A 12820-nucleotide genomic window follows, 5' to 3' on the forward strand; every position below is an offset into this window, starting at 1 on the left:
TATAAGACGTCACGCCATATCTGTCGCTGTTTCACCGCTGCCGGACCAATATGAACCAACCACCGAGCCAAGCCGCAAAGGCAATAGATCATCGTGATCGTAGTCAATCCCTGTCGGGTTTGTTGCGCCATGCTGCATTTTGCCTGATTGCTTGCGCGCTTATCCTGTTTGGTGGCGGCACATCCGTTACTGACACGCCAATTTCCGACGGGTTGACTTTCCCCTATCCGTTTAATACCGTCAATCATGATAGCGGCCCGTCGCAGGCAGTCCTTCCGGTGGCACCGGATCGTGCCATTGCCGGTCCCCGCCAAACCCCGGACGATTTACCAGACCATAAGCCAACCTTCCCCGATGATGCCGTTGTTGTACCGTCGGTCACACAGCATACAGCCGCCCAACGGGCAAAATGCATCTTTGTGGCAAGTGCAATCGCCACTCATGGCGCTGAAATTCTTCCATTTTCCCCGCGCGCTCCGCCCTTTCGGGTCTGATTTCTCCTACTCATAATCGCGGCACGATATGCGCCGTGTTTCCAGAAATATCAGATGACAGCATAACCGGGTATCAGGTTGGCCCGGTCTGACTGCTGTGCGGAGTTTATTTTTCATGCGTACATCAAGATGGCGCGTGGTTGTCTATAGCCTTGTCCTTCTGACAGGTTTTCTGACAGCCCTGCCAAACCTTTTCACCCCGGCTCAGCTTGCAGACTGGCCCTCATTTTTACCAACACGCCAGGTTGCCCTTGGCCTTGATCTGCGCGGCGGATCGCACCTTGTGCTTGAAATCGATACTGCGGCAATGATCGCCGAATGCCTTGAAATAACGCGCGATGATGTCACAAACGCCCTTCGCAAGGCCAATGTCGACACCAACAGCATTCAGATCAGTAATGATCAGGTGATTATAAGCCTGTCTGATACCAAGGACCACGACGGTGCCCTTGATGCTCTGGAAGACCTTGCCAATGTGCAGGTTGAAACACCACGACACGGATCAACGGCAGAATTTGTCATTACCGCGCCATCCGATAACAGCATCCATATCGCACTTAGCGAACAGGGCATTCGCAACCGGGTCGACGCCAGCGCCCAGCAAAGCCTTGAGATCATTCGAAGCCGCATCGACCAGATCGGCGTATCGGAACCAACGATCCAACGGATTGGCAGTGATCGTGTTCTGGTTCAGTTGCCCGGCGTTCAGGACCCGTCACAGGTCCGAAAACTTCTGGGCAGCACCGCAAAACTTGGCTTCTATATGCTCGCGGATCGCAGCAGGACCGATAAACGCGACAGCGTACTAACTTTGCAGGACAAGGACGGGCAAAGCTATCACTTGCATCGTACTCCAGCCCTTTCGGGCGATCATCTGACAGATGCCCATGCCGGATTTGATCCGCAAAGCCATCAACCAGTTGTCAATTTCCGGTTTGATACGGCCGGTGCGGCAAAGTTCGCCGATATCACACGCGCCAATGTTGGAAAACCCTTTGCCATTGTTCTGGACAACGAAGTCCTTAGCGCACCAGTCATCCGGGAAGCGATAACCGGTGGTTCGGGCCAGATCAGCGGCAGCTTCACGGTTGGTGAAACGGTAACACTTTCTGCACTTCTTCGTGCCGGGTCCCTGCCCGCACCAATGACCGTGATCGAAGAACGAACCGTCGGCCCCGACCTTGGTGCAGATGCCATCGAGATGGGCCTTTATACCGGCCTGATCGGGTTGGGACTGGTCACCGGATTGATGTTTTTCCTGTATGGGCGATGGGGCATGATCGCCAATCTGGCACTTGGCCTTAACGTCATGCTGACATTCGGCGCACTGAGCCTGATGGGAGCAACACTGACCCTGCCCGGTATTGCCGGGATTGTTTTGGGGATCGGGCTTGCAGTTGATGCCAACGTTCTGATCAACGAACGTATCAGGGAAGAAACCAAAAGGGGCCTTTCGGCGTTCATGGCGCTCGATTCCGGGTTCAAGCGTGCTTATGCCACGATTGTTGATTCCAACATAACAACCCTTATCGCAACCGCCCTTTTGTTTGAGTTCGGGTCCGGCCCGGTGCGTGGCTTTGCCATCACCATGGGTCTTGGCATCGTGATTTCGATGTTTACCGCGGTTGCCGTGGTTCGGGTCATCATGACCGAAATCGTCTGGCGCACCCGTATGAAAAAGCTCGTCATTGAACCGCTTTGGCGTTTCATGCCCGAAAAAACCAGCATTTCTTTCATGCGGGCACGTTTTCTCGGCATCGGAATGTCGCTTTTGCTGTCTGCTATTTCAATCGGATTGTTCTTCAAACCCGGTCTTGATTACGGGGTTGATTTCAAGGGCGGCATTCAGGTTGAAGTTGCCAGTAGCAGTGGGAATGACGGTAACAGCCCGCTTGACCTTGGAGCCTTGCGACAGGAACTTTCGACATTGGGGCTTGGCGATGTCAGCCTTCAGGATATCGGCAAGGATGGCCATATCCTGATCCGGGTTGAACGTCAGCCGGGCGGCGAACAGACACAGACAGCAGCCGTCGAGACAGTTAAGAAAGCCGTACAATCAATTGATCCGGCAGCAGATTTTGAACGCACAGAAGTCGTTGGTCCCAAAGTCAGCGGTGAATTGGCCCAATCTGGTGTCAGCGCTGTCATCTTCGCAAGCCTCGCGATGCTCTGCTATATCTGGTGGCGGTTTGAATGGCCATTTGCCGTTGGCGCGATTGTGACATTGATCCTTGATGTGACCAAGACCATCGGCTTTTTCGCGATTATGGGGCTCGACTTCAACCTGACGGCCATTGCAGCCCTGCTCACCCTGATCGGCTATTCGGTCAATGATAAGGTGGTGGTTTATGACCGGATGCGCGAAAACCTGCGGCTTTATCGAAAAATGCCGATGCGTGAAATCATCGACATGTCGATCAACCAGTCACTTGCCCGGTGCCTTTTCACATCTCTTACAACCCTTTTTGCGATGGTGCCAATGGCGATCTGGGGCGGGTCTGCCGTTGAAAGTTTTGCCGTTCCGATGGTGTTCGGCGTTGTGATTGCCACGACATCGTCGATCTATATAGCGGCACCAATCCTGCTGTTCCTCGACACATGGCGACAGAAACAACGCCAGAAGCATGCGCGACTGGCATCAGAAACCGACATTGATGACAATCCCCTGATAAAAAAGTCATCCAGTTAACAATACCATATGACCATATCGAAACCGGCTTTCATCGTCGGTTTCGATAAATCCCAGATAATCATACGTTTTAAAATATTTTATGAAATATCTTGTTTCAATGGATTGACCCGGCAAATCGGTCACCATAGGGTACGGCATCACTCCAGTTTCACAGGACAGAAAGATGTTGATTCCTTTCCGGTTTATCGTGACCGCGGGCTTTTCATTTGGGTTGCTGATCAGTGCCCAGCATGCTGCACAGGCTCACTTCCAGAAGATGATCCCGTCAACCAACGTGGTCACTCAGGAAACAGGTCGCGATATCGAGGTCGACCTGACCTTTACCCATCCAATGACCAATGGCCCGGCAATGGAAATGGCACGGCCGGTTCGGTTTGGCATTCAGACCGACGGCAATAAAACCGATCTTCGCGACAGTCTGGTGGCAAAGACGGTCGATGGCAAAGCAGCCTTCGACGTCACAGTCCGCATTGATCGTCCCGGCGGATACGCGCTTTATGTCGAACCGATTCCCTATTTCGAACCCTCCGAGGGTAAATACATCGTCCAGTACACCAAAACGATCATTGATGCGTTTGGTGCCGGTGAAGAATGGGACCAGATGGTCGGCTTCCCGGTCGAGATAGAGCCCCTGACACGCCCCTATGGCATCTGGACAGGTAATGTATTCAGCGGGATTGTCCGTCATAACGGCGAACCGGTACCGTTTGCCGAGGTCGAGGTTGAATATGCCAATGACGGCAGCATCACACTACCAAACGAAAGTTTTTCAACGCAGGTCATCAAAGCCGATGGCAATGGTGTTTTCAACTATGCCATGCCCCATGATGGTTGGTGGGCGTTTGCCGCCTTGGTCGAAGATGGCACGATGACGGCCCCAGGATCGGATAATCAGGTCCCAGTTGAACGCGGCGGTGTTATCTGGGTCAAAACCGACCCAATGGACTGACGTTCAAGCAACACGCTAGACCTGTCATACTTATTTGTAAAAAATATGAAACCTGCTTGACTTCGCGACTGCGAAATCGCTACGATTTTCAGGTAGGATTTATGATCTGCTTGCCCCACCAGAACAAAATGCACACTTAAATTGATCCGTTTGCAGGCCAGTCCTGTAGACCTCAGGATTGCAAATGCACTTAACAGGGATTTGACCATGCACATCGTCGATGGAGCCCTATCGAGTCAAGTCGTTGTAACCGGCGCCGTTTTTGCGGTTGCAGGTATCGGTTACGGACTTCGTAAAATCGATATTGATGCGATGCCCCGTGTGGCGATGATGAGTGCGGTTTTCTTTATTGCCTCCCTGATCCATGTTCCTGTCGGGCCAAGCAGCGCACATCTTATCGTAAATGGCTTGGCAGGTTTGATGCTGGGCTGGGCTGTTTTCCCGGCAATATTCATCGGACTGTTATTGCAGGCCGTTTTCTTTGGTTTCGGCGGCATCACCGTTCTGGGTGTAAATACAATCAACATCGCCCTGCCTGCGGTTTTGATGTGGTGGCTGGTTTCACCGTTTCTGGTACGTGCCGAAGGTAAATCGATCTTGCTGGCAGGTTTTGTCGCCGGGTGCGGTGCCATTGCCCTTTCAAGCATAATGGTTGGCCTGTCACTTGCTGCTAGCGGGCAGGAATTTGTTCCAACCGCAAAGCTTGTGGTCATGAGCCATATACCGGTCATGGTGGTTGAAGGTATCCTGACCGCAGCAGCCGTGCATCTTGTCAAAAAAGTCCGTCCGGTCATGTTGGCCCCCGTCGGCTCGCTTCGAAGTGCTGCCTGATCGATGCCGCGATTTCCCGTTTTATACGTATTTTCTGTTCTGATCGGCACGCTGTTCATATCCGTCAACGCCCAGGCACATAGCCTGCATGTTTTTGCGATGGGAAACGGCGACGTCATCGACGGCTATGCCTATTTCGGGGGCGGTGCCCGGCCACATGCTGCGGAAATCCAGCTTCTCGATGATACAGGTCGCGTTATTTTTGCCGGAAAGACCGATGATCAGGGTGAATTCAAACTTCGCGTCAGCCACAAACAGGATTATGTCATCGAAGCCAATTCCGGTGATGGCCATATCGCAAGCTTCGAAATCAATGGTGATGAGCTTTCCAGTCAATTGCCCTCAGGAAATGAAGGTATAGACGTTCAGGTCAGCCAAATTGGCACAGCATCCTCGTCTCAAAGCGAAAAAACACATCCCCCATCGTCAATCATTGCCACGGATAGTTCCAACACAACGGTCACCCTTTCGCGGGACGAGTTGGACAACCTGATCGATGCGGCTGTATCCCGTCATGTTCGGCCCTTGCGCGAACAGGTGGTTGCCTATGAGGACAAAGTCCGATTCTCCGATCTTCTGGGTGGGATTGGTGTCATCGTCGGAATATTCGGGGCCTTTGCATGGTTCAGGGCCGGAAAATCAAGGCCCGATCAGCAGAATGAAAAACCATGATCGGCGCGACAAATGTCCTTGTACCGTCACGATCCAATTCAGTTCTGTCACGGATTGATCCACGCTGTCGTTTGCTGGCAGCTCTCGCACTGATCGTAACAGCCGTCAGTTTTTCAAGCTGGCAACCATTAGCAATGCTGGTTCTGGTCGCTGCGATCATTACCGGCTTTGCCAAACCCGACTGGTCCAGAACACTTAAAATGGTTTTGACCATGGATGGCTTCATCCTTGTGATGCTGACCATGTTGCCCTTTACCGTGCCCGGTGATGTGATATTCACCCTTTGGAGTTTTGACGCCAGCTATCAGGGCCTCTTTCAGGCCGTGCTGATCGCGCTTAAGGCAAATGCTGCGATCCTTGTTCTGATTGCACTGGTGGGCGGAATGGATGCAATCCTTCTGGGGCGAGGTTTGCAGGGGATATACGTTCCGGCAAAGCTGGTGACGCTTTTCATGTTTACCATTCGCTATATCGATCTTTTGCGGCGGGAATATCTGCGCCTGCGTGTTGCCATGCGGGCACGCGCCTTTGTCGCGCGTAACAATCGTCATAGCTGGCGCAGTTTTGGATATTTACTTGGGATGCTGCTGGTGCGCAGCCATGATCGTTCAGAACGCATTCTTTGGGCGATGAAATGTCGTGCCTATCACGGTCATATGCATTTCGGCTCCCTGCCCCGGTTCAGTCCTCAGGATTATCTGTTTGCCAGTGCCCTCATCCTTTTCACCGCTGCCCTGATCGGGTTGGAGGTCGCATGTCCGCCGCTGATCTGATCACAGTCAAAAACCTGCATTTCACCTTCCCCACCGGGCGCAAGGTCTTGAATGGTGTGGACCTGTACCTGCGGACCGGTGAAAGATTGGCCCTGATCGGGGCGAATGGCGCTGGAAAAAGCAGCCTGTTGCATTGTCTGATGGGTTTGGTCACAGCAGAGAATGGCGAGATCGCCATTCTTGGGTCAAGATGCGAAACAGAATCAGAATTTCGCGCCGTTCGCGGCCGGGTTGGGTTGCTGTTTCAAGATTCCGATGATCAGCTTTTCTGCCCGACCGTTCTTGAAGACGTGATCTTTGGCCCGCTTAACCTTGGTCAATCGCGCGATGATGCGCGAAAAATAGCGATGCAAACGCTAGCTGATCTTGGACTGGATGGATTTGAAACCCGGATCACTTATCAGCTTTCCGGTGGTGAAAAGCGACTGGTTGCACTTGCAACAGTTCTGGCGATGTCGCCCGAAATCCTTCTGCTTGACGAACCAACCAATGGGCTTGATGCCGATGTAGAGCAACGTCTGATCGCAATTTTGCGCTCTTTACCACAAGCGATGGTGATCATTTCCCATGATCATCTGTTTCTTGATCAGGTCGCAACACGTTCCGTTCGCCTTCAGGATGGCGTTATATCCAAAGCCTGACTTGCCTAGCATTTGCAAGCTCGCCTATGCTGCAGCAACATTAAAAGAACGGGAAATGCCCCATGAAACCTGAATCCATTCTTGTGTTCTGGTTCAAGGAACTTGAGCCTAAACAATGGTTTGAAAAAGACACTGCAATTGACCGTCATATCGCGGAACGATTTGCCGATTTTCATGCCGCAGCAGCAGCCGGGGAATTGTATGGCTGGCGCAAAACCGCATATGGCCGACTGGCTGAAATCATTATTCTGGATCAGTTTTCTCGCAACATCTATCGCGACAAACCGGAATCATTTGCCGCCGACCCTATGGCACTCGCTCTGGCACAGGAAGCCGTTGCACATGGCTTTGATATCAAACTGACCAAGCCCGCCGAAAAATCCTTCCTGTATATGCCCTACATGCATTCGGAATCAGAAGCCATTCACGAGATCGCACTGGATTTGTTTAACCAGCCGGGCCTTGAAAACAATCATGGCTACGAAATCAAACACAAACGGATCATCGATCGTTTCGGTCGCTATCCGCACCGTAATGACATTCTGGGGCGGACATCAACGCCAGATGAAATTGCGTTCCTAAAAGAACCAAACTCTTCATTCTAAAAATAACAAAAGGGGATGATTCGTCTCACCATCCCCTGATTTGATTTGGCAGTCACTCACCCCTGCGATTTTCAACCGATCTTGCGGTCACGCTTTTCCCACCAGCCATCAACCAGTGCTTCGGCTTCGTCCATGTAGTCGGCCTTGCCTGCAAGGAACGCCCCCATTGCCGCACTGCCTTTGATGCGCGCAATCGCGGCACTGTCTTCGACCTCGCCGCGCCATACGGCCATAAAATGCTGCAAGGTCACCGGGCTGTTGTCTTCATCGTCCTTTTCAGTCCGCGCCAGAAGTGCCGGCCAGCGAACGTCGCTAAGCTCGCCATTGTCAAGCATACGAAGATCGACATGCTTGAACGGTGTGCGTTCCGCCTCACCGCCGCCGCCCTTGATGACGCCAATACGCGGTAATTCCAGAAGCTTTCCGGTTTCCCGATGAACATCAAGAAACGCCGGATGGAATACGCCAAGAAACGCCGCACGCGCCTGCAACGGATTAAGCAGACGCAGCAGGGTATTGACCGGACTGCGCAACCCCAATAAAGGCCGCAGACCAATCAGCTCCTGCAATTTCGGATGGATGTGGCGCAGCGGCAAATAGGCAAAGCCCTTCGACGCAATATCGGAACGTGCTTCGTCGGCCGACATCGCCAAGGGCAATTTTAGCGTCTTGACCGCAACCTCGGTGCTCACACCGTTGGTCAGGTGCGAATTATAGCCATGCATCAGAACCGGAATACCATTCCGCGACAGCAACATCGCAGACAGCACGAACCACGGCAAACCGCGCGAACGCCCTGCCGCATAGGATGGCCAATCCAGCATCGGATGACATTTTTCCGGAATCAGGCTTTCATCGTCCAGCTCAAGCCGCGCGGCCTTGCGAACGGCTTCGATCATGCCTGCCAGTTCTTCGGGCGTTTCGGCACGATAACGCAGCATCAAAAGAAACGCGCCCAGTTGGATCGGTTCCACCTCGTCACGCAGGATCATTGAAAAGGCTTCAAATGCCTCTTCGCGCGTCAGGCTGCGTGAACGCCCCGGTCCACGGAAGAAAGTCCGCAGATATCCGGAAAACGGATGAGCTTCCGGCAGATGGTTGTCATCTTCAAGCTGCTCAAGATGGTCGTCGGTCATACGATCGCACCACTTCTGTTATCAGTTATGTTCGCGTGTAAATATCCACTCGTTATCATTTGACTGATCTTTTTGATAGCGATAACCGTCCATATCGAACGATTTAAGGTCCTCGGGCTTTTCCAGACGATTGTCGATCATGTAACGCGCCATCATGCCACGTGCACGTTTGGCCGAGAAACCAATGACCTTGCCAACACCGGCTTTGACTTCCTTGAAGACCGGCGTGATCACCGGACCGTCAAGCACATCTTCTTTCACCGACTTGAAGTATTCATGCGATGCCAGATTGATCAGGCTGCGGTTCTTGTGATCAGCGGTAATAGTATTGATCTGTCTGGCAATCTTATCACCCCAGAATGCATAAAGATCCTTGCCACGTGGGTTCGAAAGTCGGGTTCCCATTTCAAGACGATAGGGCTGCATCAAATCACGCGGTTTCAAAAGACCATAAAGGCCCGAAAGCATCCGGAAATGGTTTTCGGCCCAGTCGATATCTTTTTGATCCATCGTGTCGGCATCAAGACCGACATAGGTATCACCACGGAACGCGTAAATTGCAGGCTTGGCGTTTGTGCGATCAAAAGGCCGTGAAAAATGCGCAAAGCGCTGATAATTCAGATCAGCAAGATTTTCACTGATCCCCATCAGCTTCATCAAATCGCTGCGGCTTTTTTTACGCGCAACTTCAATAAGTTCTTCAGTATCGTCGAGAAATTGCGGTTCTGAAACGGCCATTTCAGGTGCATCCGTTTCGAAATCAAGTTTCTTTGCCGGAGAAACAACAGCAAGCATTAAAACGCCTCTTCTCTTTCATCTCTGATCATTTTGTCGTAACAAGCCACAAGGCATGGAGAAAGTCTAGGGCCAAGCCCATGTACACGCGTATATACGTTTGTGCATCGGTTTGGACCCTTTGCATTCCCCATAGATTTCTAATCTTGCAGAAAATCCGCAGGGTACAACCCACCTGTGGAAGAAAGGACGAGTTATGAGTGAACAAGTTCGCGCGTCGCACATTCTTCTGATGTATGCTGGTTCGGCACGCTCCAGTGCAACCCGCACCAAAGAAGAAGCGCTTACCGAAATCAACGCGCTCAAAGACCAGATCGCCAATGGTGCTGACTTCGGTGAAGTCGCCAAAGCAAACTCTGACTGTCCGTCCGGTCAGCAGGGCGGTGACCTTGGCTTCTTTGGACGTGGCATGATGGTTCCGGAATTCGATGCCGCTGCTTTCAACATGGAAGTCGGCACTACGTCCGACGTGGTGGAAACCGATTTCGGTTACCACCTGCTGCAGCGCACCGCCTGATTGGCGCTCACCAAAATACCAAAGGGCTCGCAACAACTTGCGGGCCCTTCTTGATTTAGCACTTCGGAAATCTCATCCATCAAAAATCGACCAGTGGCGCATCAAGCTCGTATTCGCCCTTGTGATCCTCGATCTCCAGCACCCAGACATCTCGATCAAATTTCACCTGTTTGCGCCAGTATTCGTCGCAGGCGAACTCGGTCTCGCGTCCACCATCCGCGCCGCCGGCCACCTGCATCCAGCCCATATCGCCATCAAGTGTCGTCACCCGCGAAAAGACATAGCATCCGGCCGCAAAACGATTGAGCTTCAGCAGCACCGCACCGGCATCTTCATTGCCCATGTGCACCACCATCGCCGTAATCAGCTTTGATTGGCAGATCGCAATCTGCCCGCGAACCCAGATGCCAGCCTTAAGCCGTGGCTGCATTACTGGCCACCCCGCTTTGCCGTCACATTTTCAGGCATTTGCAGGATCAGATTGGCATTTGGACAGATGCTTTCCCAGATGTCCCATTCCGATGGCTTTGCCGCCCCGAAATAATCGCCCTTTTTACCCAGCATATCGAAAATGATCTGAAAATGAAGATGCGGAATCCAGTCGCCATTAATCGGGAAATCGCCAAAAGCACATAGAAGATGGTCTTTTTCCACGGGCTGTCCGATATAAAGACCTTCAAGCGAATCACGGCTTAGGTGACCATACAATGTATAGAAAGTCACATCCGGTTCCGGATTGTGTTCAAGGATGATGGTCGGCCCATAATCAAGATGCAGATTGTTATCGCCAAAGCTGTGGACGACGCCATCAAGTGGCACATAAACGGGCGTACCCGCCGGGGCGAAAAGATCAATGCCAAGATGCTGGCTGCGCGCCTCGCCATCATTTTTGAATTGATCGGATTGATAACATATCCGGTCTTCGCGATAACGACCGACACCTACCGGCGCATTGGCATCCGCCATCTGCTGCCACATGATTTCGGTCTGGCGCGCCGGATCGCTGGTACCACCAATCACCACATCGCCATTGCTTGAAAAGTCATAAACGATTTTAGCACAGCTTTTCAGATCGCAATCCAGGACCGACGCGAAATCAGCCTGATGATCAATGATCCATTGGCGAAGTCGCGGTGCATCAGCCACCGGTTCCTGCCCCTTTGCGTAACGATCAAGATAAGACTGAAAACGTGCAGACGCATCATCAAGAATGGCTGTGCTCACAATGGTGGCTCCGGCAAAGAAAAAGGCAGGATGAAAACACCCTGCCTTTGCCTACATGATATTTTGTCATAAGGGCAAGTCCCAAGACTTACCAGTTGGTGACTTCGTACTCGCACGCGACATCGTCATCATCGGTATCGGTCAGTGCCACCGTCAGGCGACGCATCTGCGGATTAAAGCGTTTAACGAAATTCAAAAGCACCAGCGCTTCTTCGGAAAGATCGCCGGCATCTTCATCGTCTTCATCAAGTTCGCACAGCTCTACCAATTCAAGGAATAGAGCCGCAAGTGCACGTTTGACGTCTTCGCCGCCTTTAAGACCACCGGTCAATTCACCAAGCGGCCCCAGATCAACATCAAGCTTGCGAAGCGTCTTGCTCATCTGGTCGATGGCATCTTCGTCAAGAACCATCTCGGCCGCGATCATGTGCGTGCCGACTTCATTGATGTTCAGGAAACCGATAAATTCGAACAGATCGTCCTTGTTACGGCCTTCGGCCAGAAGCTGTTCGGTATGCGCTTCGAATTCTTCGAAGTCGATGTCTTCGCCAAGATCGTTTTCGAGGTCGCTCATGTCGCTCTCCAGTGAAAATTTGCGCCGCTCATACTCTGTATCGGTGAAAAATACAACCCGCACCGGGTCAATAGGGATCAGACATGCATGGATCACAGATCGGAATGAATACAGGAAACATTAAACCCGATTGCGAAGAAACATGTATCCTCAGTAGGATGACGTTACAGGCCGCCGTGTTTTATGGTCGAAACGAATTTAAAGACGGATCACACTATGCCCGAATTTACGTTACTGGACATCGCCGCTGTTAGTTGGGCATTTCTCTGGTGGGTGGGCTATACCATCTTTGCCGATGCAAGTTCGCGACGGCGTAATTCGATTTCGGCCCATATGGCGCGCAATCGGCATCGCTGGATGGAACAGATGCTTCAACGCAATCTGCGCATGGTTGATACCTCCATCGCGGGTAACCTGATCACCGGCATCAGTTTCTTTTCATCGACCACCATTCTGGTCCTGATTGGTTTGATCGCACTTCTTGGCTACACCGAAAAAGCAATCCAAACGGTATCCGCCCTGCCCTTTGCCGTCGAAACAACGGCAGCAGTCTGGGAATGCAAGGTCGTGCTGCTGATTCTGATCTTTATCTATGCGTTCTTCAAGTTCACATGGGCATTCCGTCTGTCGAACTATTGTTCGATCCTGATCGGTGCTGCCCCGGACCCAAGCGCACCGGATGCGGTCAGGGCAGCCGCCCGGGCATCACGCATGAGCATGATGTCAGCGCACAATTTCAATCGCGGCATTCGCGCCTATTTCTTCGCGCTGTCAGCACTTGCGTGGTTCTATCATCCGGTCGCGTTCATCATCGGCGCCGCATGGGTTACGCTGGTTTTATACAATCGGGAATTTCGGTCCCACGCACTTGATATTCTTGCCGGGCATCACTGACACGAAAAAGGCCGCATCAATTG

At 52.1% G+C, this 12820-nt stretch carries 15 protein-coding genes; 10 read left to right on the forward strand and 5 right to left on the reverse strand.

Annotated features, from left to right (window positions below):
• Nucleotides 1-50: 50 nt before the first annotated feature.
• The 8 genes from ABIE64_RS06725 to ABIE64_RS06760 all read left to right on the forward strand — a co-directional run bounded on the left by ABIE64_RS06725 (nt 51) and on the right by ABIE64_RS06760 (nt 7657).
• Entirely contained in the window at nt 51-494 is a 444-nt protein-coding gene (locus tag ABIE64_RS06725) for a hypothetical protein (protein WP_354376949.1), read from the forward strand.
• Nucleotides 495-609: 115 nt separating this feature from the next.
• On the forward strand, nt 610-3183 hold the full coding sequence (gene secD / locus ABIE64_RS06730) for a protein translocase subunit SecD (RefSeq protein WP_354376950.1): 2574 nt from the start codon (nt 610-612) through the stop codon (nt 3181-3183).
• A 166-nt stretch (nt 3184-3349) separates the two neighbouring features.
• A complete protein-coding gene (locus tag ABIE64_RS06735) occupies nt 3350-4135 on the forward strand; it encodes a DUF4198 domain-containing protein (protein ID WP_354376951.1) in 786 nt (261 codons plus the stop codon).
• 207 nt (nt 4136-4342) lie between these two features.
• A complete protein-coding gene (gene cbiM, locus ABIE64_RS06740; RefSeq protein ID WP_354376952.1) occupies nt 4343-4966 on the forward strand; it encodes a cobalt transporter CbiM in 624 nt (207 codons plus the stop codon).
• A gap of 3 nt (nt 4967-4969) precedes the next feature.
• Nucleotides 4970-5638 carry a NikL family nickel/cobalt ECF transporter subunit gene (locus ABIE64_RS06745; protein ID WP_354376953.1) on the forward strand — a complete coding sequence of 223 codons (669 nt, stop codon included), beginning with the start codon at nt 4970-4972 and terminating at the stop codon, nt 5636-5638.
• Nucleotides 5635-6411 carry a cobalt ECF transporter T component CbiQ gene (gene cbiQ / locus ABIE64_RS06750; RefSeq protein ID WP_354376954.1) on the forward strand — a complete coding sequence of 259 codons (777 nt, stop codon included), beginning with the start codon at nt 5635-5637 and terminating at the stop codon, nt 6409-6411. Before ABIE64_RS06745 ends, cbiQ begins: the two co-directional genes overlap by 4 nt.
• Entirely contained in the window at nt 6393-7052 is a 660-nt protein-coding gene (locus tag ABIE64_RS06755; protein ID WP_063094044.1) for an energy-coupling factor ABC transporter ATP-binding protein, read from the forward strand. The genes cbiQ and ABIE64_RS06755 overlap by 19 nt, the downstream gene beginning before the upstream one ends.
• A gap of 62 nt (nt 7053-7114) precedes the next feature.
• Nucleotides 7115-7657 carry a DUF924 family protein gene (locus tag ABIE64_RS06760; protein WP_354376955.1) on the forward strand — a complete coding sequence of 181 codons (543 nt, stop codon included), beginning with the start codon at nt 7115-7117 and terminating at the stop codon, nt 7655-7657.
• Nucleotides 7658-7728: 71 nt separating this feature from the next.
• Here ABIE64_RS06760 and ABIE64_RS06765 read toward each other — a convergent pair whose 3' ends face one another.
• Together ABIE64_RS06765 and yaaA are read right to left on the reverse strand one after the other, a co-directional pair.
• Nucleotides 7729-8793: a glycosyl transferase family protein gene (locus ABIE64_RS06765; protein ID WP_007092166.1), complete on the reverse strand. Its 1065-nt coding sequence runs from the start codon at nt 8791-8793 to the stop codon at nt 7729-7731.
• A 21-nt stretch (nt 8794-8814) separates the two neighbouring features.
• Entirely contained in the window at nt 8815-9588 is a 774-nt protein-coding gene (gene yaaA / locus ABIE64_RS06770; protein WP_071240079.1) for a peroxide stress protein YaaA, read from the reverse strand.
• Between the two features lie 196 nt (nt 9589-9784).
• On the opposite strand from yaaA, the gene ABIE64_RS06775 reads away from it, so the two are divergent.
• Nucleotides 9785-10105 carry a peptidylprolyl isomerase gene (locus ABIE64_RS06775; RefSeq protein WP_007092164.1) on the forward strand — a complete coding sequence of 107 codons (321 nt, stop codon included), beginning with the start codon at nt 9785-9787 and terminating at the stop codon, nt 10103-10105.
• Between the two features lie 79 nt (nt 10106-10184).
• On the opposite strand, the gene ABIE64_RS06780 is transcribed toward ABIE64_RS06775, so the two are convergent.
• The 3 genes from ABIE64_RS06780 to ABIE64_RS06790 all read right to left on the reverse strand — a co-directional run bounded on the left by ABIE64_RS06780 (nt 10185) and on the right by ABIE64_RS06790 (nt 11903).
• Nucleotides 10185-10535, reverse strand: coding sequence for a DUF1491 family protein (locus tag ABIE64_RS06780; RefSeq protein ID WP_007092163.1), 351 nt, complete (start codon nt 10533-10535; stop codon nt 10185-10187).
• Nucleotides 10535-11329, reverse strand: coding sequence for a peptidoglycan DD-metalloendopeptidase family protein (locus ABIE64_RS06785; protein WP_071240080.1), 795 nt, complete (start codon nt 11327-11329; stop codon nt 10535-10537). The genes ABIE64_RS06780 and ABIE64_RS06785 overlap by 1 nt, the downstream gene beginning before the upstream one ends.
• An 88-nt stretch (nt 11330-11417) precedes the next feature.
• Entirely contained in the window at nt 11418-11903 is a 486-nt protein-coding gene (locus ABIE64_RS06790) for a hypothetical protein (protein ID WP_007092161.1), read from the reverse strand.
• 216 nt (nt 11904-12119) lie between these two features.
• Between ABIE64_RS06790 and ABIE64_RS06795 the strand changes: the two genes are divergently transcribed.
• Complete coding sequence (locus ABIE64_RS06795; protein ID WP_071240081.1) at nt 12120-12797, forward strand: DUF599 domain-containing protein; 678 nt, start codon at nt 12120-12122, stop codon at nt 12795-12797.
• Nucleotides 12798-12820: the final 23 nt, after the last annotated feature.

The organism is Thalassospira sp. MBR-102 (assembly GCF_040549275.1).
GTDB classification, from domain to species: domain Bacteria; phylum Pseudomonadota; class Alphaproteobacteria; order Rhodospirillales; family Thalassospiraceae; genus Thalassospira; species Thalassospira xiamenensis.